10 protein-coding genes are annotated in these 23827 nt (G+C 59.3%); 4 read left to right on the forward strand and 6 right to left on the reverse strand.

Annotated features, from left to right (window positions below):
- Window positions 1–266 precede the first annotated feature (266 nt).
- Window positions 267–2468: a CHASE domain-containing protein gene (locus JNN07_14095; protein MBL9168866.1), complete on the forward strand. Its 2202-nt coding sequence runs from the start codon at window positions 267–269 to the stop codon at window positions 2466–2468.
- Here JNN07_14095 and JNN07_14100 read toward each other — a convergent pair.
- On the reverse strand, window positions 2416–5346 hold the full coding sequence (locus JNN07_14100) for a c-type cytochrome (protein MBL9168867.1): 2931 nt from the start codon (window positions 5344–5346) through the stop codon (window positions 2416–2418). The genes JNN07_14095 and JNN07_14100 overlap by 53 nt on opposite strands.
- A gap of 209 nt (window positions 5347–5555) precedes the next feature.
- Between JNN07_14100 and JNN07_14105 the strand changes: the two genes are divergently transcribed.
- Complete coding sequence (locus tag JNN07_14105) at window positions 5556–7211, forward strand: hypothetical protein (GenBank protein MBL9168868.1); 1656 nt, start codon at window positions 5556–5558, stop codon at window positions 7209–7211.
- Between the two features lie 7 nt (window positions 7212–7218).
- Here JNN07_14105 and JNN07_14110 read toward each other — a convergent pair whose 3' ends face one another.
- The 5 genes from JNN07_14110 to JNN07_14130 all read right to left on the reverse strand — a co-directional run bounded on the left by JNN07_14110 (window position 7219) and on the right by JNN07_14130 (window position 19131).
- Window positions 7219–12462 carry a hypothetical protein gene (locus JNN07_14110; protein ID MBL9168869.1) on the reverse strand — a complete coding sequence of 1748 codons (5244 nt, stop codon included), beginning with the start codon at window positions 12460–12462 and terminating at the stop codon, window positions 7219–7221.
- Between the two features lie 191 nt (window positions 12463–12653).
- A complete protein-coding gene (locus JNN07_14115; protein MBL9168870.1) occupies window positions 12654–13676 on the reverse strand; it encodes a formylglycine-generating enzyme family protein in 1023 nt (340 codons plus the stop codon).
- A 45-nt stretch (window positions 13677–13721) separates the two neighbouring features.
- Window positions 13722–14972, reverse strand: a complete 1251-nt coding sequence (locus JNN07_14120) for a PD40 domain-containing protein (protein MBL9168871.1) — start codon at window positions 14970–14972, stop codon at window positions 13722–13724.
- Between the two features lies 1 nt (window position 14973).
- Entirely contained in the window at window positions 14974–17199 is a 2226-nt protein-coding gene (locus JNN07_14125) for an immunoglobulin domain-containing protein (GenBank protein MBL9168872.1), read from the reverse strand.
- Window positions 17200–17256: 57 nt separating this feature from the next.
- Window positions 17257–19131, reverse strand: coding sequence for a gamma-glutamyltransferase (locus JNN07_14130; protein ID MBL9168873.1), 1875 nt, complete (start codon window positions 19129–19131; stop codon window positions 17257–17259).
- A 325-nt stretch (window positions 19132–19456) separates the two neighbouring features.
- Here JNN07_14130 and JNN07_14135 point away from each other — a divergent pair, with 325 nt between their 5' ends.
- Together JNN07_14135 and JNN07_14140 are read left to right on the forward strand one after the other, a co-directional pair.
- Window positions 19457–22039, forward strand: a complete 2583-nt coding sequence (locus JNN07_14135) for a DUF1553 domain-containing protein (GenBank protein MBL9168874.1) — start codon at window positions 19457–19459, stop codon at window positions 22037–22039.
- 20 nt (window positions 22040–22059) lie between these two features.
- Window positions 22060–23451: a DUF1501 domain-containing protein gene (locus JNN07_14140; protein ID MBL9168875.1), complete on the forward strand. Its 1392-nt coding sequence runs from the start codon at window positions 22060–22062 to the stop codon at window positions 23449–23451.
- Window positions 23452–23827: the final 376 nt, after the last annotated feature.

Below are 23827 nucleotides of genomic sequence, written 5' to 3' on the forward strand. Positions count from 1 at the left end.
CCTCTTACAGGCCGCTCTGGCTAGCCCGGAGCGGCCCTTTTTATTGCCCGGATAGGACCACTGAGACAGGTGCGATCAACGGTTGATGCATCACCGCCCACTCCGGCCGAGCTCCCCATTTTGGCATTTACCCGCAAGGGCTTTCGCCGTAAATATATGCGGCAATGCCCACCCCAGCATCCAGCGGCTTATCACGCAGGCACCCCCTGCTCCCAGCAACGATCGTGTTGGCTGTCTGCCTGGTCCTAACTGCGGGATTGTCCTGGATGGTCCATCGCACGACCCAGGCCTGGGAGGTCGAACGATTTGAAGCCCTCTGCGCTTCGGCCTACCGCAACCTGGCGAACAGCGTCGAGTACGAACTCAACGCCATCCGCGCAGTCCAGGGCCTATTGCATACCACAGGCGGCCTTACCGAGGAACAGTGGAAGCGATTCCTACCCAGCCTTAACTGGAGGCGCAATTATCCCAACTTGCTCAGCATGGGTTACGCGGATTGGTCGACCGACTCGCGGCTAACAACACCCCAATGCCGGGTAAAGGTGATCGACTCAAGAATCCCTAAGGCTGGCTTCGAACCTGGAACGGATCTGGCCAGCGATCCCGACCTCCTGACGGCGATGTTCAAGGCCGCCGATTCCACCTCTCCGGCTTCCTCAACCGTCCGTCCATTCACTTTAGCGAATACGAATGGGACCGTCCAAGGGAGCTTACTTTTCCTCCCAGTGTATGCCAGCGGCACCATCCCTCGGCCAGGTCCGGAACGGCGCACCGGGCTTAAGGGCTTCGCGTTCACCGCCTTGATCGCCGTCAACGAATACCGGACCCTCCTCTCCTCCCAATCCAACCAGGTGGTTCACATCGAGATTGAAGACCTTCCCGCCGGCCACCCCGGGGTGAAGCCCGGAGGAAATCGACCAACTCCCGTCGTGCGATTGCCGGATGGACGCCTCGAGCAAACCCTAGTGACTCCGGGAATCGGCAGGGTCTGGAAGCTTCGTTTTAACACCGATTCCAACTTTCCACGTGACTCGTCCCGGCACTTCCCGTGGGTGGTGGCTATCGTTGGCGGTCTCACCACCCTCATGCTATTCGGTTGGCTCCGAAACCAGGCGCGCGAGAAAACGAAATCCGATGAATGGAACCAGCGGATCCGTCAAATCAACGAAGCTCTCGAGCAACGCATCGACGAACGAACTCGCGAACTGACCCAGGCCAATCAGCAACTTCAGTCCGAAGTAGCCATCCGCACGGAATCGCAGGAGATGCTCACTCAGATGGAGGAGCTATACCGCCGCTGCATCGGCGTGGCCAATGCCGTCCCATACAGCCGCGACTACCGCACCGAAAGCTTTACCTTCGTCGGAGAGGGAATCTTCCAGATCACCGGCTATTCCCCTCACGAGATGACACCACAAATCTGGGAGACTTTGGTGGAGGATTCCCAGCTCCAAGGCGAACTGGCGGGACTCAGCGTGGAGGAAGGAATCCGTCGAGCGCGCGCGGGAGAGTTCAAGTACTGGCGGGACGACTGCCGAATTCGAACTCGGGATGGAAACACTCGCTGGGTGAGCGATGCCTCCGTCGAGGTGTTGGGTCCCGACGGCAAACCGATCGGTTCGGTAGGGATTCTTCAAGACATCACGGAGCGGAAACGCGCGGAGGTGGAGCTAACCAAGTCGCTGCAGCTCGAGCGCGAGCTGGGGCAGCTCAAAACAAACTTCGTCGCGACTGTATCCCATGAGTTCCGAACTCCCCTGGGCATCATTATCTCGTCCGCTCAGATCCTCGAACGTTACCAGGAACGACTCTCCCCCGAGGCGCGCACGGAGCATCTGCACAGCATCCGCGATGCTGTCATGACGATGGCCCGGATGATGGAGGATGTCCTCGTCCTTAGCCGAGCCGACGCCGGCAAGCTGGAGTACCACACGCGAGAACTGGATCTCATCGAACTTTGTCGCACGATTATTGATGAGACGCTGGTTTCCACCGGGCGGCGCTGTCCCATCACGTTCCTACCGGAGGGAGATGATCTCAGGCAAGCCAAGGGCGATGAAACGCTTGTGCGTCACATCCTGAGCAATTTGGTCTCTAACGCGGTGAAGTATTCCTCGGCCGGATCAACAGTGACGGTCCACCTGCGCAAACAGGGCTCGGATGGCATCATTGAGGTGCGCGACCAGGGGCGTGGCATCCCCCCTCACGAAAAGGATCGCATCTTCGAAGCCTTCCACCGAGCTTCCAACACCGAAGGTGTTCCCGGCACCGGGCTTGGACTGGTGATCGTCAAGCGCTGCGTGGACTTGCATGGCGGGGAGATCCGCTACCAGAGCCAGGAGAATGTCGGAACAGAGTTCGTGGTGCAGCTGCCGCTCTTCGCCCCGCAATCCTCACTCGTCACTCGTCACTCCCCTACCTCAGGGTCTGCAGGAATGCTTGGATATCCTCAAGCTCCTGTGGGCTGAAGATGTCCGCCATCGGCGGCATCGGCGAGAGCCCGGTACCTTCGAAGCCTTGAGCCAGAACTTTGCTCGGCTCCAAGAGACTTTCCTTGATATAGGTGCGGTCTTTGCGAGTGGCGATGCCATCCAGAGCCGGGCCGACCGTGCTGCCATTACCTTTGATCGTGTGGCACAGGATGCAGCGGGCGGTATGATTGTAAACGATGTGTTCCCCGCGTTTCACGTCCCCAGCCGTGACCATGGATGCCGCATCATCCAAGGGCAGGAGTTCGCAGAACTTGATGTCATCAAAGTATCCCTCACCCCGAGCGACGAAGAGGATGTTCAGGCTGGCCAAGGGAGCCGATCCGCTGTTGTAGGTAGCCTCGACCAACTGCCAATCTCCATCGCGCGTTACCCGCTCCGTCTCCGCTCGGTTGATGTGATCATTGAAGCTGATCTTACCTCGAAGGCCCTTCCCTTTCACCCAGCCGGAAAGACGGTAATCAGTATTGGGCTTGAGCTGGACGTCAGCGTAAAGGCTGGAATCCGCATCGCCCGTGGCTGTGCAACGAACGGCGACCGAACCCGAGCGAACCTGGCCCGCACCCCGCACGACCTCCCACTTGGCGGTCTGGTTCGCCGGACGGTTCCCGTAGTCGCGACGTTTCCAGCCCTCGGGCAATCCATCGGCCCCGACAGTCTCCAACCCGGGATTGGCGAGCAGGTTCGGTCCCTCTTTGAACAGCTCTGTATGATGCTTCTTGCTCAGCAGACGAATGCCCTCCCTAAGCCATTCGTCGGATCGATGGACCGGATTGCGCGCCAGGGTGCCGACCAGGGTCTGAACTTCCGGGGTCGTTTGGAACTCCGAGAGCTTAACCAGAGCCGCGGAGCGCGTCAGGAGATCCGGATCGCTGACCACGCCTGCGCTGAAGAAGGAAGTACGAGCCTCGTCATCGTTGCCCAAGGCGCGAACAGCATTGCGTCGCAACGCGGAGTCCTTGGCCAGCAACGCCGCGCGAAGGGTCGCGCTGTCCAACTGCCCAATGCCGCGCAAGCTCCACAGGGCGTGGATGGCACCCACCCCAGTCTCTCGCGCTGTCACCAGCTGTCGCAGCCCGCCCGCGACACCCGAACGTTTACCCTCCACCAAAAGACGTTGCGCTGTCAGACGCCAAAATGGATTGGGATGCGACAACGACCGGACCAACTCATCATCCGAGGCTCCCTTCAGCGATTTCGGAGCCGCCTTCTTGGCCTGATCCCAGACCACCCGATACACCCGGCCGCGCACGTGGTCGCGGAGCGGGTTCTCGTGCGCTCCACCCACACCGGTCTTGGCATCATACCCACCACGAGAAACACTGGGGGTAGGATTGTGCTGAATGATGAAATTTTGCCAGTCCGCGAACCAAACGGCACCATCCGGCCCGACTTCCGCAAAGACCGGAGACATCCATTCGTCCGTGCTGGCCACCAGATTAAAACCGTCCTTAGCCGTATAGCCTGCCCCCTTCGCCCGAACATCCATGAGGCCGATCGTCTTCATGGTGGGCTCACACACCATGGCCATCCCCTGGAACCGCGCGGGCAGCTGATCGGAGTAAATGAAAGCGCTGCCGGCCGCCGCAGTGTATCCGCCAAACACATCCACTTGCCGATAATTGGGGGTGATGGTGTGTACTCGATCCTCCTCGTTGATCTTCTTGGCGGTTAGCCCACGCGTACCGGCGGGATAGGCGGTCGCGGGGATCCCCCCGTAAAAGATCGGCGCGCCGTTGGCTGTGCCGCCAAACTGATCCCCGAACTCATTGGCGCTGTGGCCCCAGCTGTTGTTCGAGAACTGATGCAAGAACTCCAGGGCGGACCCGTCCGCCTGGAAACGGAAGGTGCCCATCGCGAACTGCTTGCGAACTCCGCCCACGGAGCCGCTGAAACCGGAGTATCCCACGCAACCATAGAGCCAGTTGTCATGGCCGTAGTGCAGGTTGTTCGCCTGAGCATGAGTGTCACCGATACCCCACCCTTCCATGATCACCTCGCGGACATCCGCCTTATCATCTCCATTGGTATCCTTCAAAAAGAGCAATCGTGGAGGCTGAGTAACCACCACCCCTCCATTCACAAACACCAAACTGGTCGGGATGTTCAATTTGTCCGCGAAAACTGTAAATCGATCCGCGCGTCCATCACCGTCAGTATCCTCGCAGATCTTGATGGTATCGTTGCCCTCGCCAGTCGGCTTGACCTCATGCGGATAATCACGAGTTTCGCAAACCCATAGCCGCCCCCGTTCATCCCAGGCCATTCCGATGGGCTTGGCAATGTCAGGCTCGCTGGCAAAGAGCTCCAACCGCAGATCCACCGGGACCTGCGTGCGCTCCCGACTGCCTTTCTCGTTGAACGGATGTTGAAACGTAATCGCTTTCGGTCGGTTCTCGTAATTGGCAACGTTAGAATCCGGCTCACGTCGCTCGGGCTCGCGCTGCGCCAGAAACTTCTCCCAGCCCTGCTGCCGAACCCCGCCCACTGCGGTTAGGATCTGACCGCGCAAAGCAGTCAAAAACTCAGGACTCGACCAGGCCCTGCTGTCGCCCGTGAAAGTAACCTTGAAAACCCGATCCGCTGCCTGGCCGAAGAGAAACCCAGCGGCCGGGGGTGCGGAGGCATCGAACAAGATGGCATCAAATCGGGCCAATAGATCGGGTGTAAGCCATTTGGGTTCAGAAAGGTAATCAAACCAAATCGCGTCCCTCCCCAGCTCTCGCATCACCACATGGCAATGGCTCCGTGAAGGCTCAGATCCGTCCCCCAAGAAGAGGACACGAAGCGGGCCCGATGCCGCCTCGACTCCGTAGGATGAAGCCCAAAGCAACGCGTAAAGTAGCAGAGATTTCATGGTTCAGTGCAGTGCGCGCAAAGGCAATCAGACTTCAAGAGAGGTGACCAGCCAAAAGAAGCTCAGGGAGGGGCTTTCAGGAAAGTGTTTGGAAACCGATAAGTGGAGAGAAACGGCTGATTCCCGAGCGGCCTCGGATCCACGCACGGGATATCAGGCTGGGTGAAAAGGCGGTGAACGGACGAAGTCTCAGGAACAACAGTTGAGATATGAAGTTAAGCTCGAAATTGATGGTAGGGTTTGCAGTGCCCATGTTCACCCTGATCGCCCTGGTCGCCGGAACACGCTATAGCCTCTCACAGCTTCAACACGGGATCACCGAGGCACAAACGCAGGCGCACTCCAGCTTCGAGCATGCGATGAAGGCGCAGTCCATGCGCTATGACGTCGTGCAAGTGCAACAATTCCTCACGGATGTTTCCGCGACTCGGGCACAGGATGGTTTGAGCGATGGTTTCGAAAAGTCAGAACACTTTAGGAAATCCTTCCTCACCAACCTTGAGGAGTTCGGCAGAACATGCCAGCAGGGAGACTCGGAGCAGCTCCGTCAGCGCCTGAAGACGCTCCGCAGCGCTTTCGAGGCGTGGCATGCCGAGGCGGTCACAATGGCCAAAGCTTATGTGACCAACGGGACTACCGCCGGCAATGCGTTAATGGGGAAAGTGGACGCGACGGCTGCGAAGCTGACGGAGGAGTTGGAGCCGTTCGTTCGGGAGCACAGTAAAGAGGCTGACGGAGTCGTCACAGTACTCACCGCAACCACGGAGCGAATCAGGTTCTGGTTTCTCGCCATCTCCTCTGTGGTCACGCTCGGCTGCTTCCCGGTCATCGTCTGGCTCCTCCGATCGGTGTCAAAACCCGTGCAAAAGACATCGAACGATCTTAAGATCATTGCCACTCACCTGACCTCAGCAGCGGCCGAGATCGGTCGCGCGAATCAAAGCCTCGCCGAGGGCGCCAATTCTCAGGCGGCATCGCTGGAGCAGACCAGCGCGTCGCTTGAGGAGATCTCCAGCATGACCGCGAGAACCGCCGAGCAGTCCAAGGAAGGGCAGGCTCAGGCGAAACAGGCGCGCTCGAGCACCGAATCGGGCGCCGCCGCGGTCCAGGAGATGTCTCAGAGCATGCAGGTCTCCAAACTGGCCGCAGAACAAATGCAGGCCGCCTTGTTCGATCTCCAGACTTCGTCCACAGAAGTGGCGAAGATTATCAAGACCATCGATGAGATCGCGTTCCAGACAAACATCCTGGCACTCAACGCCGCCGTGGAAGCCGCGCGTGCGGGAGAGGCTGGACTCGGATTCGCCGTGGTTGCTGACGAGGTGAGAAACCTAGCCCACCGCAGCGCCCAGGCGGCCAAGGAAACCGCCACCCGCATTCGATCGTCCATCAACAAAAGCGAAGGCGCGCAGTTGGCCAGCCAAAAGCTCCATGAAAGTCTAAACGCCACCGAAAAGCAGGCCGCGGCGGTAGCCAGTGGATTGGAAGGGATCACTCAGAACATCCGCACCCTGGATAAAACCGTTCAGGACATCGCCTGCGCCACCAGCGAGCAGAGTCAAGGAATCCGCCAGATCAATTCTGCCGTAAGCCAGATCGACAAAGTGACTCAGAACACCGCTGCCCAAGCGCAGATCAGCGCCGCAGCTGCCGATCAGGCAAGAATACAGGTGGAACGCCTGAATGCCGCGCTCGGCCAGTTGCGATCACTGGTAGAGGGACAGTTCCACAGCGATTACGTTCTAGAAACCCAGGCGGAACCACCGGCTCAGCTGAACCTCCCCCGCCACATCGAGCCGACGAGTTTGTCGGGCTCGTCCTCCACTTTAGTGTCCAGCAGCGCCTCGAACGACAAACATTTCTAAAGGCCTGTTAAGGGGCGGCTATCACCCCCGAAAAAGTGGGCAAAGCAATGTTCTGAGGATCCTCCGAGCCTACGGCCATCCCGAAGAAGAGCCCGGGCGCCCAAGCCGCCGGAATGGTCGCGATCAACTGCCAAGCCACGCCATCGGTCTGGGCAAAGGCGTAGATGCTCTCCCCCTCCCGGCTCAGTTGAATCCACAACTCCTGCGCCGCTGGCAGCGACAAAGTCCAGCGATCGGCCATGCTTTCCCCACCAGTCAACCCACGGCTCTGGAGGATAAGATCGTCCATGCCTGACGTCCCAATAAAGACATAAGGCGAGTCAGCCGCCAGGTTCTGTCGGATCATCAGACCGATGAGCTCTTCCGCTCCGCTCCCGCGAGCAGAGCTCAGCTTGGCCGTGATGACTCCGTCCCCATTGAGAGGCTGATGCACATAGTGGAAACTGTCGGACGATCCGCCAATTGTCCCGGAGCCTCGGATCAAGAATCGACCGTCGGCATCAACGAAGCGTGCCGATCCCGGCGTGGGCGGAACGCCGATGTCTGAGGCGATCCAGGGGTATGGGGGAATGCTCTCGGTGACTTGTTCCGGATCCAGAGCCCCCGCCTCACCGGGAGGCAGTCCCTGCGGATCGGTCGTCAAGTAGATCGCATCCAGGATGACGTTCTCCTGACCCGCCCTTAGACGCAGGGTATGAGCCCCCCCCTGCCAGAAAAGCAGCCGGGGTTCTCTTCCCAACTCCGTCTCCGCTCGGATCCAGTGGAGCGGCGCCGACCGGAAGGAATTCGTAACCGACCAGGAGAATTCAGGGCCTCCATCCACCGAGACATGGAACAGGTTCGTGGCTAAGTCAGGAGGCTGAACTCGAGCCCAGAGGACGTAGCTGGCCGCGCGAGGCGCTTCCACAAGAACAGAGACCGCACCCGTTTGTGCGGAAGGCGAAAATACAAAGGCGCCTCCCGAGGCGTTGGTGTGGCTTCCGGTAGTCAGCGGATCCTCGACGGTTCCCAACTCGGCCTCGAACCATAGTTGGTTCGTGGGCGGAGAAGTGACTAGGACGTTGAACGTTCGCTGAACGGATCCATGCTGGGGTTGACCATCTTCCACGGTCACAAAAATCTGAGCCGAGCCGGACGCATTCACGGAAGGAGTGAATGTCAAGCTCCCGGAGCCCGACGCCCCCACCGGAGTCACCTCGAGGTGTTGAAAGAGGCTGGAGTCGCTGGAGCCTGTCCGAACCGTCAGCAAATCGTTCTCGTTGGGGGCTCCGGAGGTCAGCTGCAGAAGCTCAACCACCTGCGGCCCTGAATCCGAGTAAACCACCAGATCGGGCAACTCCGCCAGGGTGGGAGTGTCATTCACTGGCTTCACATGAACCAGGAAGCTTTGAACCGTCGTGGAGGCGGGGTTCAGCGCATCCGCCACCCGAACCTCGACCAGAGCCGACCCGAACGCATCCGGAACCGGGGTCAGCCAAAGGCTCGCCACGCTGTCACCTTCGCTATGACTCAAACTAGGATTCGGCAGGACGAGGGGATTGCTGGAGGTAGCAGACAAGACCATCGGATCGAACTCATTCGGAGCCCCAGTTCCGATGCCGGTCAAGGTCACGTGGTGCGCGGAGAAGTCCTCTTCCAGCTCCAGATCTTGAATGGAGTCGAGGGTGGGAAGATCATCAACGGCGTTTACCGTGACCTCAAAGGAACGGGTGACCTGGGAGTTCTGTCCATGGCCATCGCTTACCGTGATCTGAATCCTGGTCCTTCCGAACGCATCGGGAGCAGGGGCGAGCAGCAGGATTCCGGTGCTTCCCGGCGACTCATACACGATGGTCGGGTCCGGGATCACACTCGGATCGCTTGAGCTCGCCGTTACAGTCAGGTCTTCCAACTCGTTGGCGGCTCCGGAGGTGATGCCGGTTAAGGAAATGCTCTGAAATGCCGCATCCTCCTCCAAAACCAGATCCTCGAGCAGCGCCAGGGTGGGAAGGTCATTCTCAGGCGACACCGTGACAACAAAGGACCGACTGGCGAGCGCGCTCAAGGGCTGCCCATCATCGGCGATGACCGTAATCACTGCCGTGCCGGCCGCATTCTCCACCGGAGTCAACTGCACGCTACCCTTATCGCTCCCCTCCTCATAGTAAATCTGAGGATGCGGGACCACCGATGGATTGCTTGAAACCGCACGCAACGTCACAGCCTGGGCTTCATTGTCGGGACCAGCCCTGACACCCGTGATGTCCAAACTATGAGTTCCGGAGTCTTCGGCCACATTGAGATCCGGAATCGGGTCAAAGTAGGGCGGGTCATTGACCTCTAAAACCCATACTGCGAACGTTGTCACCGCCACATTTTCCGGATCTAGACTGTCCTGGACAGCGACGGAGATGGTGGCGAAGCCAACGGCATCCGGAACCGCGACGAAGCTGAGCTTGCCCACTGTGCTCCCGCTGACATAGCTGATGGAGGGATCAGGGATCAAACTCGGATTACTGGACGACGCTGTGACTGAGATGGTAGGTGCTCCCGGACCAAACGGCGAGCTGATGCCCGTGAGATGCACCGTCTGAACGCCGGAGTCCTCAGCAATTCTGAGTCCGGGGACAGGATCAATGGAGGGATTCCCGGTAGGAGCATTTACCTTCACATTGAAAATCCTGGTGAGCGTGCTGTTGGTGGACTGGCCATCAGTGACGCTCACCGTGATGGTGGAGCTCCCCGTTGAGTTAGGCACCGGTGTTAAGATCAGACTTCCGGTGCTCGCGGGTCCGGAATAGCGGATGACCGGATCAGGAATGCAGGTTGGATCGCTGGAGATCGCGGTGATCACCACCGGTTGCACCTCGTTCGGGGCACCACTACCGATTCCTGCCAAAGGCACCGTGTGAACCGGTGAATCCAGGGAGATGGTGCGATTTGAGATCGGGTTCATCGTGGGCGGATCATTGACCTCAACGACCACCACGTGAAACTCGTTGGTCGCCAGACTGTGCGGCGTGCCTCGTCCATCATCCAGAATCACGGAGATCGAAGCGGACCCACTCGCATCAGGAGCGGGCCGAAAGCTCAGCGCGGCTGCGCCCTCAGCATCGGGTCCAAGGATCTCCGGAGATGGAATCAAGGAAGGGTTGCTGGAAGTGGCCGTCAATCTAAAGGAACTGCCACGACCATTGGGAGTGAGGACCCGTAATGCCACCGTCTGAAGGCCTCCGTCCTCTGAGATCAGTCGGTCAGCGACCGGCTCGATGCTGGCAAGTCGCGGAGCACTACCCAGAACCACGGCAAAGCTGCGTGTGATGACGCTATTGAAACCTTGTCCATCATCGACCCGGACGGCGATAGAAACCAGACCAGCGGCACCAGGAACCGGACTGAAGGTCAGAGTCCCAGTCGTGTGGGGGCTGTTATAGATCACTCTCGGATGGGGAATCAGCGACGGGTTGCTGGAAACCGCGGACACTCGCAGCGACTGGGCCTCATTGGCCGCCCCCGAGCTGATGCTCGAGAGCCCGACCGTCTGCAAACCCGGATTCGAGGGAAGAATGAGGTCTGCCAGAGGGGCTAAGGTTGGTGGATCGTTCACGTCCCAAACCGAAACGTTAAAACTGCGCACCAGCTTGCTCGACGGTGTGCCCCGGCCGTCGTCCAAGGTGACTGTGATCTTGGCGATTCCTGCGACGTTGGCCAAGGGAGCAAAGGAAAGTGTCCCGGTAGTCGATGGACTCTGGTAGTTTACCTTGGGATGAGGGATCAATCCCGGGTTGCTCGAGATTGCGGTGATCTTCGCGGTCGCGTTGCCATTGGCCGTCGCGATCCGAGTGAGGGCAACCGTCTGCGTGCCGCTGTCTTCAGCGATGGAACGATTGGGTATGGTGTCCAAGGTAGGGGCAGAATTGCTACCCGTCACCGAAACCGTGAATGTGCGGGTCGTCAGGTTGTTGAAGGTGTGCCCGTCGTCCACTCGAACTGTAATAGTGGATGCCCCGGAAGCGTTGGCGACCGGAGCGAACGCCAGGGTCCCGGCTATGCCCGGGGAGGAATACGTCACCACAGGATTGGGTATGATGGCCGGGTTGCTCGAAGTGGCTCGAATCACCAAACTCTGCAATTCATTGGGCGCTCCGGAGCCGATCCCTGAAAGGGTTACGACCTGACGGGGAGCATTCTGCAGGAGCCCAAGGTCGGGCAGAGCGTTGATGGTGGGAGCATCGTTCACCTCCCACACCGATACGTTGAAGGTGCGGGTGACCAGGGTCAGGCCTGAACCGACGTCCTTCAGAGCTACCGTGATCGTGGCCAACCCGCTCGCATTCGACGAAGGAGCAAAGGTGAGACTGCCGCTTGTGGCCGGACTGGAATATTTCACAGTGGGATGCGGGATCAATCCGGGATTGCTCGACGTGGCGGTCACCCGGAGCGTGCCCCCGGATCTAGTGATCGGCGAACCGATCCCCGCCAAGACGATCGTCTGTAGGGGGGAATCCTCAGCGATGGAGCGATTGCCGATGGCATTCATCGTGGATGCGCTCTCGAGCGAGGTTACGGAGACGCCGAACTGTTCGGTGGCAACTCGAGAGGGATCGGTCAGATCCACTGCGGTGATCGTCACCGAGGCGCTTCCGAGCAACCCTGCGGTCGGGAGCAACGAGACCGAAAAGTTGGTGCTCGACGCACTGACGACCAGGTTGGATTCCGGCAGAAAACCGGTGTTGGAGGAGGTCAGCCGAACATTCAGATTGCCCAGCGCGGTCCGCCCCAGTCGCACGTGAAACGACACCGTCCCGGGAGTGTTAGGCAGGAGCACGACATCGGAAACCGGAGAAACCCTCAGCGCATTGGGGTCGGGAACGCGATAGACAAATTCGGCCGAAGGAATGCTCTCCTCCCCATTGGCCTTATAGGCCGTCGAGGCAAAGAAGTAAGTGCCTCCGGGGGACAGGCAACACACTCGAACCTTGGTGGCCGCGCCGGCGTCGACGCTGTTCGTGTAATGTCGCGTGGATGGACCGTAGTAAACCCGATACCCAGCTGGGTTGGAACTTAACGGGGGATCCCACTCCAGATCAACGCTCGACTGCGCGCGAACCTGCAGGGAAGAACAAAGCCAAAGCAGAACCAGAAAGAAACCTGAAAGAAGTCTCGAGGAAAATACCGCCAAGGACGCCATACGTCCGGACGCGCACCAAAAGCCAATCCAGGATACGTCTGAGGTCTGGGCAGGTAAAACTGCGATACGTCTTAACTTCATTCCGACTACGACAATGCCGGGTTACTAAGCAGGACCACGAACCGGGGCAAAATGCCCCTGTCCAAATGATCCTAAGTTGCGAGATCACTCGGTTGCTGGGTCCGCGACGAAGTGTGTACGTTTTTTCAGATCGCGCCATAAGAATCCACTCCCAGCGCATCGGAAAACACTCCAGGAATCTTACCGCAGAGTTAAGGCAGAGGAGAAAGAGCGATTCTGAATCCGATAGCGTAGTGAGCATGCTCGGGCACGCCAGCGTAACGTCGCGCTGATCGACAGATGCGCCCACCGACGTCCCACGCCCCCCCACGAACCGCGACATGCGAGTGATCGAGGACGCCCTGAGGATCGACGATGGGATCCACACTATAGTCATCATAACCGTCGGCGCACCATTCACTGACATTGCCATGCATGTCATGCAGGCCAAAGGCATTGGGCTGGTAGCTCCCGACCGGAACCGGCCCCATGGGAAGTGGGTCAGGTGCTCCAAATTTGGTGCCCGTCGCTTCGTCGTACTCCTCTTGCGTATTGAATCGGGCCATGCCCGCACGCAAGGCCGGACCGAAACTGAAGGCCGTGGTGGTGCCGGCTCGACAACCATATTCCCACTCCGACTCCGTGGGCAATCGATAGACCAGACCCTGCGGAAGCCGACCGGCCGCCTGTTCCCGTTGCGTCAGCAGACCGCAGAAGTTCGTGGCTTCGTGCCAGCTGACCGATTCCATCGGCAAGGACGGCCCACGAAAAGTACTCTGAGTTCGGCCGGTGAGTTCGGCATACAGCGCCTGAGTGACCTCGAACTGCGCCATCCACACCCCACGAGTCAAGGTGACTTGATGCTGGATCTCCCTAAACTCGACGTCCCGTTCCGCCTCGGTCGGGGGACTTCCCGCCAGGAAAGTGGCCGGTGGCAGCCAAACAAAATTGGTGGGAACTTCGAAGGCTCGATAAAAACGGTGTCCTGTCTGGGCGGGGTCAACCAGCACCTCACGGGGCGTGCCAGCGGTGATTGAGAGATTCGTGAGCACCCGCCATCGTACGCCCCCCGCGTCAGCCAGATTATCCGTCCAAAGTATCGCCTGCGTGGTGCTGACAGGCCCCTGAACCTGAAGCCGAGGTGCCAGCGGGTTGGAAATGGTCAGTTCCGCTGAATGCAAGATTCCCGCCAAACAAACCCAACTCGCTAGCGCACGCGCCACAACACAACTCATAGCCTACAAATAGACCATTCCCGCGGCGCAAACTCAAGGGACAATTCAGGCGATGACGGGGAGCCAGCGAGGATGGTCCGCTCCTTGGTCCTCGAATCCGGCCGTTAGCCGACGCTGCCGTGCCCCGTCCCGATCCATAACCCAGATGGCCGGACTCTCCCCGGTCCGCGCTCGGCAAAAGACAATTTCTTTGCCATCGGAAGACTCGCTCATCCGAAAGTCCCAGACCGCGGGCTCTGCGGACGTCAACTCAGCCACCTGCCCCGTATCAGGATTGAGCCGGACGATCTGAGTGCCTCCGCGCGAAAGCTCGGGCTTGAACTCACGATTGAAATGGTCGGTGTCTGGGCGGCCGACTTGATATTCCCAGGGAACCTTGGCACCCGGTGCACGTCGCGAGAACAAAATCTGCCCATCCGAGCTCCATCCCGGCATATTCGAGCCTCCCCCTTTTCGGTCCTTGGACCCGTAAGTCGCCGCAAACCACTGGGGCTGTCCCTGGGAAAGCACGCGATGCTCACTGCCATCGGGACGCCCCACACACACGTCTGACCAGTCATGCCCTGGATCCTGGCGATGGTGACAATCATGATAGAGAATCCAACGTCCATCAGGTGACCAGCTCGTGCCGAAATAAAGATGATCGGGATGCGCGGCCACGCGAACCCGATCCGTTCCATCCACACGCGAAGTCCAAACTTGATATCCCTGAGGGCTGGCTAGGTGAAACGCAACGCGCTGACCATCGGGACTCAGACTCAATCCGTAGGGTAACCCCTCTCCTGCCCGGGTGAAGGGACGCGCATCCGTGCCGTCGAGGTTCATGCTATAGATTTGCCCCACCTTATTCTTGACGACTTGCACCAGAATCCGTTGATCGCTCACCAGCAAGGCCGGGGTGTAGAAGACAGCCATCCGATCCCGATGCGCGATCTCCTGGTAGCTGCCCTTCTCCAGATCGTAGATCCAGAGGTGGGTGGGAGTCTGGGTGTAGTACTCCTCGAACGGCTTCCCCGGCCCATCCCGGCGCGGCTCCATGCTCAACAAGATCACGCGCCGGCCATCCGATAGAAATGGCCCCGGCTGCCAGGTAGCCTGGTTGGGAACTTGAAACTCAAGGTACCGGAGCGAGGTTCCATCCGAGTTCATCATCGCCGTTCTTCCTTGGCTGGTGAAGAAGAACCGACGCTTCGGGCCGGCGAGCCGATTCATATGGCCCTGGCACCCGGCGGACAGGGAAGCGCCCGAGACGGCCGCGAGCGCCAGAAAGCGGCGTCGTGAAACAATCAGTGGCATGTCAGGGAATCCTCGTGGCTCGGTAGAAGCGTCGCTCGGCCGCGACAGAATTCAGATCAACCCAGATCTGATGATTATCCCGAATGAGGAGATTCGTTGCCGTCACCCACGACGGCGAACTGGAAAGCTCAGTCGTGTAATCGATTCGGTAAGTGCTCCCCGGCGTTCCGGCAATGGTGATACCAGCATAATACTGAATGCTCAGTTCCCCGACCTCCGGTTGAACGATCTTCAAAAGTGCAGGAAGCGACACCGCCTCTCCGACCGAATTGCGCACGGCACACACGTAGATGCCGGCCTCCGATGCTTGAACGCCTGCCAGCAGGAGAGTGGCGTTGGTCCCGCCAATGATGGGCACCCCATCCTTGCGCCACTGGAATTCTAAGCCCGCCAGGTTCGATACCAGCACCGTAAACTGGGCGTCACCCCCTAGGCTGGCCGTCGCATTTGCAGGTTGCGCAACGATCTGAGGCAAACCGCCTTCGCGGGGTGGCGATTGAATGATAAGCCCCTCCTCACCCACGCCGAAGACGGAGCTGTCTGCAAAAATGGCATCACGAATGAATTTCTGATTGGGAGGACGCCATGCCACGTCCGTCCAGTGCACCCCGTCCTTCGACTGCAATATCTTGGCGCCGATCGGGTCGATGCCAAATGAAAAGAAGGCTCCCCCGTCCCCCATGACGACCAGGGGGAAGAACGCCACTCCCATCGAACCGTAGGGCACGGTTACCGAATCCTGCAAATTGGTGCTGATGATCAAAGATTGATTGGCCTCATCGCGCAAAACAAAGATTCCCCGATCGTAGGCTAGCAGCGAGCCTCGTCCCACGGCCGAGGAGGTGGGAAGGACTTCCCAGCTCCTCCCATTAGAGCTTCGTGCGAAAAATGACTCGGTAGGTGATAATCTGACTTGGCCCAAGAAGGTACCGTCTGCAAATACGGCTTTTTCCAATGGACGAGTCTGAAACTGCGGGACGATCTGCGGTTCCCAAGTCTTTCCATCCTTAGATACCCACAGCGCCGTTGTTCCCTCAACGGAGGTGCCGCTGGCCACAAATGTTTTGTTTCCGGCAGCCAGGGTGGAAATAGAATAATACCCCGCCGATTGGGTCCAGTGGACGCCATTGGTTGATGTTAGAACCGTGCCGTCCTGAGTCGCTGCCGCGAACACACCTTCTAAAAAGGCGATATCCAGTATCCGCGCCGGTGTGGGCGGGGAAACGTAATTCCACCGGATGCCATCGGCAGATGTCATAATGCCCTGACCTGCAGCGACGAAGATGCCCTGCCCATAGATGATGATCGACAAGTCCCTTGAGGTGGATTGAGGGCTGGCTGACCAATGAATTCCGTCCTCCGACTGGATCCGAGAGCCATCATATCGGATCATCAGAAAACCAGCGGTCCCGTGAGCAAGGATTCTCACCTCCCCCCGGTCGGTTTTGAAAGCCTCCGTCCACGAGGTACCATTCGACGAGGTCCAGATGGAGGTGGCGCCCACGGAAACAAATAGCGAGGCGCCAAAGCAGGCGGCCCCAGCACTCTCGTCAGGAGTCTGGTGTATCTCCCAGTGACGAGCGTCGGACGAGGTGTAGGAAGCCCTATATCCCATTGCGACATAGACGCCATTCCCATAAGCCAACGAGCTGAGATAGGGCCTTCTCTGAAACTCCCACAGCCTCCCGTCTTGAGAAGTCAAAATCCCGGCGTTTGGAGCCGCGACCACGAATCCAGCATGACCGAACACCACTTGCGTCAACACCGATCCGTCTCCTCCGGAGACAAATTCCTGCCACGTGCGTCCTTGATCAAATGAAGTTAGGATATTTTCTCCGACTGCCACAAACACGTTATTCCCGTAAGCCACGGAGTACAACGTGCCGAGGGATCCAGAAAACTCCTTCTCCCAATGGATTCCATCATCTGAAGAGAGAATTTCACCAAAAGCGCCCACGGCTATATAGCGGCCGGCTCCAAAGGCGACGGCGGCAATGTCGACAGACGTTTGGCTGTCCACGGCCACCCAATCTTGACCGTTCCTCGAGACCGAAAACGCGCCGAACCGACCAAAGGCGAAATACAATTCGCCCGCGAAGGTGCCGCTGCTCACATCGAGAAGATGAGGATCGGGGTTACGAATTCGCCATGAATCCGTTTCGATCGCACCTCCGAGACAGATGAAGCTGAGAGCCCAAACACAGAGGAGGCAGACAACTGTCTTCATGAGCAGGGTACATAGCAGATTAGAATGGCCCTGTCTGCGAAAATTCAAAGGGGAGGCTCACCACGCAATTCCGTAGTCCTCGCCATGATTGCTCGCCCCGCCCCAAAAAGTATTGTGCCGCTGATCGAAGAAGATCGCGGTGATCGGACCCGAGGACTTCCGCTGAAAGTCGAGCCGATACCCCATCTGAAGGAGCTCCCGGCGCACCCAGGAAGGCACCTCTTCGTTGACCGTCATCCGTCCGGGTTCCGAAGGATGCTGGTCAAACGATGCCCGCATTTGATAACTGTTCATGTTCGCCGCCTCGCAGGCCTCCTGTACATTCATTCCAAACTCAGTCATGTTCAGAAAGAACTGAAGCAGATTTTGGTCCTGGGTGTCGCCGCCTTGCACCGAGAAGCAAAGAAAAGGCCGGCCATTGGTGAGCGCCAACGAAGGGGTGAGTGTCACCCGCGGCTGCTTTCCGGGAGCGACGACATTGAACGGGTTCTCCTCGGGATCCAGAACGAAGCTCTGCATCCTCTGGCTCATCGCGATTCCCGTTCTTCCCGCAATGCACGCCGGCATCCAGCCTCCGCTGGGCGTGACCGAAACCGCCCACCCCGAGGCATCAGCCGCCTGAATGGAGGTGGTTCCCATCTGGAACACCGACTCGATGCTGGCTGGGACGGAAGCCACCCCATTCGTCAGCTTTCGTTGCCCCCTGAATCGATGCCAATTGGTGAGCAGATGGCTGTAGGGGTTGGTCTCGTTCTGAAAGGGATAGGGATCCCCCGGAAAGATCTCCTTGGGGTTCCGCTGCCAATCGATCGTGGCCCGCCTCCGATCGGCATACCCCTTCGAAAGCAGCCCGGCGATCGGTTCCGCAGGAGGGGTCAGGGGATCTCCGTAATAGAAGTCTCGATCGGTGAACGCCAGGTTCATGGATTGGTAGAGCGCATGCAGATAACGAGCGCTGTTGTAGCCCATGCTTCGCAGGTCAAGAGCTTCGAGCAAATTCAGGGCCTGCAGCATGGCCGGTCCCTGGGTCCAATGGGTGAGTTTGTAGACCTCGATTCCCTTGTAGGTGGTAACCACCGGCGGTTCGGTTCTCGCCTTCCAGCCGGCGAGATCCTGGACGGTGTGCAAGCCTCCCTGCTCTTGCGATCCGCGGCAGAACTCCTGGGCAATGTCCCCTCGGTAAAACCGATCGTACGCGGCATAGATCGCTTCCCTCCTATTCTTGCCCGAAGCCAGAGCCTCCGACTCCGCTGCAACCAGTTTCTCCAGCGTCGCTTTCAGATCCAGCTGGCGAAAAAGTTCTCCTGGCTCCGGCGCCTCATGCTCCTGGCCCAGGTGTGGAAGCAGGACTTTTCGCGAGTAAGGCCATTGTTTGATCTTGGCCTTGCCGTTCTCGATCTTGCGGACCAGTTCCGCCTCGATAGGGTACCCGTCAGCCATCTGGATGGCTGGGCCCAGCACCTTTTTGAGGGACAGAGTTCCGAATTCCGCCAACATCAGCATCAGCCCCCCGGGATTGCCGGGCGTCACCGCCGCCAACGGTCCTTCACTCGGAGGGTAGAGCAGGCCCTTGCTTCGGAAGAACTCGGGGGTTGCGCCCGTTGGAGCCACGCCGAGCCCGTTGACGCCGATCACCTTTTTCGTGCGCGGATCGTAGATCAAAGCCTGGGTTTCCCCTCCCCAGCTCACATCGTCATACATGGTGCAGACGACCGCGAGCATGGCACAGGCCGCATCGATGGCATTTCCCCCATTCTGAAACATGAGAGCCCCAGCCGTCGCCCCGGCCGGCTTTCCGGTAATCGCCATCCAATGGCGTCCGTGCAAGATCGGTTTGTCGGTCATCGACTGAAGGTAGGGAGGAGCCGCTTGGACGCAGACAGCGATGCATCCCAATCCTAAAATCGCGGAGACCACCGAGGAGGCTTTCATGAGTCCGAACCTACCAGGGAGTTTCGCCTTGGGAACCACTTTTATTCGATGAGTTAGGGTTGTCGAAGGGAATCGTCCAGGGACGGACGACGCTACAAGGGGACGGGCTTACTATTACGATTACGATTACGAGCGGACGGGAACACGCCGAGCGCTAGTCAACACTCGTCACTCATCACTCATCACTCATCACTCATCACTCATCACTGTCTCCTTAGGTTGACGATTCTGCTCGAGGAGTTCAGGATACATCCGATCCTTTCCAAAATGACCTGAATAAAGTTAACCAGAGAATGGTCATCGGAGTTACATTGGATTTCGCTCTATGAGCTTTATGCGCAGCATACGCAGCCGCAAGGCCCGACAAACCCTCGAGTCGAGAGCATGGCGGCGCTCCGCAGCCAGGATTTGGACGGGACTGCTCTTGCTTTGGGCCGCCCAACCCAGCCACGCGGCGCCCTCCCCAGCCGCCGGGTCGCATTGGTCCTTCGCCCCGGTCCGGCAGCCGGCCCTCCCGGCACAACTGGATCCGAGCCACACGGACATTGACCGATTTATCGTCGCGGCGCTCCAAAAGCGTGGACTCACCCTAGCCGGCTCGCTTCCACGCTGGCAGTGGATTCGACGCGCCACCTTCGACCTAACCGGCCTTCCCCCGACCTGGGAGGAGGTCCAAGCCTTTGTCGAGGACAACTCCCCCCAGGCCAAAGAGAAGGTGCTGGACCGATTGCTTGCCTCGCCACGCTACGGCGAGCGCTGGGGAAGACACTGGTTGGACCTGGCTCGCTACGCGGACACCCTGGGTGGCAGTGCCATCGGTTTCACGCGCTTCCCGTTCTCATACACCTACCGCGATTACGTGATTCGCTCCTTCAACGTCGATACCCCTTACGACCGCTTTCTAACGGAGCAGATCGCCGCCGACCAGATGGGACTCCCCGAGAATGACCCCGCCCTCGCCGGACTGGGATTCCTGACAGTAGGGATGCAGTATCGCAACCGACACGACGTCATTGACGACCAGATCGACGTCATCTCACGCGGCCTGATGGGGCTGACGGTGGCCTGCGCTCGCTGCCATGATCACAAGTACGATCCCATCCCCACCAAGGATTACTACTCCCTCTACGCCGCGCTCGCACCCAGCCGTTCTCCGGAACTTCTCCCGCTGTTGGGCAAAACTGAGGAGACGGATGCTTACCGCGACTACCAGCGCGAACTGGGACGCCTGCAAACTCGGCATGACGAAATGGCCGCGGAACAGAATGAAGTCATGCGAGCCCGACTGCGCATGCAAGTGGGGCTCTACCTGCGTGAGCTCGCCAAGGGGGTCCCGGAACAGGATCTCTCCACCGCGTTCCTGTCCTACCGAACCGACGACATCCGACCGTTGGTGCTCAACCGTTGGCGTGAGTATCTCGCGAAAATGCCAGAGCAGGAACCAGTCTTCGGCCCGTGGGTGAAACTGGCTAGACTCCCGGCAGCAGGTTTCGCGGAGTCCTGCACCAACCTGGTCAAGACCCTGGAGAAGGAGAACGGAGATCCAGCCAAATTCAAAGACCTGCACCGCTTGACCGCCGAAGCGCCCACCTGGAATCCACTCATCCTAAAAGCGCTGGCCAGCAAGGCCCCAAGGACCATGATCGAGGTGGCCGATGTCTACGGGGAGGTCTTCTCCAGCGCGCATCAAGGGTGGTTGAAGGCTCTGCACACGGCTTCCGCCGAAGCCGCACCCGGAGCGGAAATCATCCCCGACGAGGACCCCCGTCAGCTTGAGATCAATAGTCCGGTGACACGGCAACTCCGCCGCCATCTCTACGGCAGTTCCAGCCCCACCTCCGTACCCGATCCGATCGCCCTCACTTTGTTGAACCGCACAGTGAATGATAACCTCGCCGGTCGTCGAGGTTCCATCCATGAGCTTCATTTGAACGCCGCTGGCTCACCACCTCGAGCCATGTCACTGGAGGAGAGTCCCACACCAGAGACCTATCATGTGCTCCAGCGCGGCAATCCACTAGCGCGCGGTACGGTGGTCGCGCCCGGATTCCTCTCTGTGATTTCCCCGACCAATGCAGGGCTCTGGCCGGATCGAAATCGCCGGCTGGCGCTTGCTCGCGCGGTGGTTTCGCCAAACAATCCGCTCACCCGTCGAGTGCTCGTCAATTGGGTATGGCAACACCACTTCGGACAGGGATTGGTAAAAACCCCGGACGACTGGGGCACAAGAGGCAACCGTCCTACTCATCCAGAGCTATTGGATTATCTCGCCTCCACTTTTGCGGAGGAAGGTTGGTCGATCAAACAGCTCCATCGACGCATCATGCTTTCGGCCGTCTATGGCCAACGCGCCGCAGAGAATGAGCAAGCCAGGAATATCGACCCTGAAAACGAGCTGTTGTGGCGGATGCCAAGCCGCCGGTTGGAGCTCGAGGCGATGCTCGATTCCATGCTGGCGACCTCCGGAGAGCTGGACCTCACCATCGGCGGCCGGCCATTCGACCGCCAAAACCAGCCCAAGGTGCATCGACGTAGCGTTTACGCCTTCGTCAACCGTGACATCGTTTCAAACCTCTCCAGCACCTTCGACGCCGCCAACCCCAGCGCCTGCACCGCCCGTCGCCCCGACACCACCGTCCCTCAGCAAGCATTGTTCGCGCTGAACTCCGAGTTCATTCAAGACCGTGCCATAGCGTTGGCCGCCCAGGTGGCGGCGAGCGCAGGAGACGACGAGGCGCGTCGCGTTCGCGAGCTGTACCGTCGGATCTTCTCACGAGAGCCCAATCCCGCCGAAGAGGATCGCATGCTACGCTTCGTCCGCTCCGCCGCCGAACCCTCCTCGACGGCAGCCTGGCAACAGGTCGCCCACACCCTCCTTGCCGCCAACGAATTTTCCTTCGTCGACTAAGACTCAGCTCCTCCCCTTCTATGCACACCTGGCTTACTTCCTCGCGACGGGACTTTCTCAAACGGTGCGGGATGGGCTTCGGATCGCTCGCGCTCGCCGATTTGCTCAGCTCCCGGGCACAGGCCGCCGAGGTGACGTCGCATTTTGCGCCCCGAGCCAAAAGCGTGATTCATGTGTTTCTCAACGGAGGCATGTCTCAGGTCGACACGTTCGACCCCAAGCCGGAGTTGACCAAGCGCGGTGGCCAGATGCTGCCCTTTGAGAATCTGCAAACCGAACGAAAGACCGGCGTCGCCTTGCCATCTCCCTTCACGTTCCGAAATCACGGGCAGAGCGGCATTCCCATCAGCGACCTGTGGCCAAACCTTTCCCGGTGCGCCGATGAACTGGCCGTGATCCGGTCGATGCACGTGGAACTCCCCAGCCACGAGCTGTCGCTCATGCTCATGAACACCGGCGATCAAAGGCAGGTCCGTCCGAGCCTCGGATCCTGGCTCACCTGGGGCATGGGATCGGAGAACCAGAACCTGCCAGGGTTTGTCGCCCTGTGCCCGGGTGGCATGCCGGTCGGGGGCGCGGGGAATTGGAGGTCCGCCTTCCTGCCCGGAGCCTACCAGGGAACCCATATCGACACTTCCCAGGCCGACCCCAAGAAGCTCATCGAGCATATCCGAAACACGCGGGTAACCGCTCAGGCCCAGAAAGCTCAGTTTGAACTTCTCCGGGAGCTGAATGCGGACCATCTGGCATCACGTCCGGGAGAAACCGCGCTGGAGTCGCGCATCCGATCCTTCGAACTCGCCTACCGTATGCAGATGGAAGCGACCGACGCGTTCGACATCGATCAAGAGCCCGAGCACATTCGAAAAGCCTACGGTGAAGGACCCCAGAACCGTCAGCTGCTCATGGCTCGGAGGTTGGTCGAGCGAGGGGTTCGCTTCGTGCAAACCTGGCATGGGAACCTTCAGCCCTGGGACAGCCATTCCAACATTCGGGAGGAGCACCGGAAAGTTGCCAACGAGTGCGATCAGGGTTTGGCGGCGCTCATCATGGATCTGAAGCAGCGCGGACTGCTCGAATCGACTCTCATCCTCTGCAGCGGGGAGTTTGGACGCACACCCTCCGTGGAGATGGGACAGAACGGCTCCGGGGCCGCACAAGGCCGCGACCACAACCACTGGGGGTTCTCCCTGTGGCTGGCAGGTGGCGGTGTTAAGGGCGGCACGATCTATGGCGCTACCGATGAGTTTGGCTTTCGGGCCGTCGACAAACCGGTGTCCGTGCACGACCTACACGCCACCATGCTGCGACTCCTGGGATTCGATCATGAGCGCCTGACCTTCCGCTACGCCGGCCGGGACTTCCGCCTGACCGACGTCTACGGAAACGTAGTCCACGACATCATTGCCTAGCAGCAAACCCCGCCGGCGCGAAGGCACGACTGTTGTTAGCTGTGGAAACTGTGGGATCGCGTCAGCGGCGTTTGCTGCTAGAAGGCACTGCGTGCGAGAAGATAGATGTCTTTTGATATTCAAGGGGTTCGTAAATAAGTTTCTGGAGAGGGGCACCTCCGAAAAATGGACGTGAATGGAGGCCATGAACCTGGTGGCAGGGGAGCGAGCGGGGCAGCTCTATGGACTGCGGTGGCACGACACCGCTTTTCCTTCGCCCGAGTTCAGTCCCTCTAACGGGGGCGTTCACAAGAGGCACACCAGCAGCCACTCCGCCACGCGCAGGAAAGCTCAGGACATGTCTCCGAAGTCCACAGCGCCTGGTTCTTTCGCTTGC

It is taken from the genome of Verrucomicrobiales bacterium (assembly GCA_016793885.1).
Taxonomy (GTDB): Bacteria; Verrucomicrobiota; Verrucomicrobiia; order Limisphaerales; family UBA11320; genus UBA11320.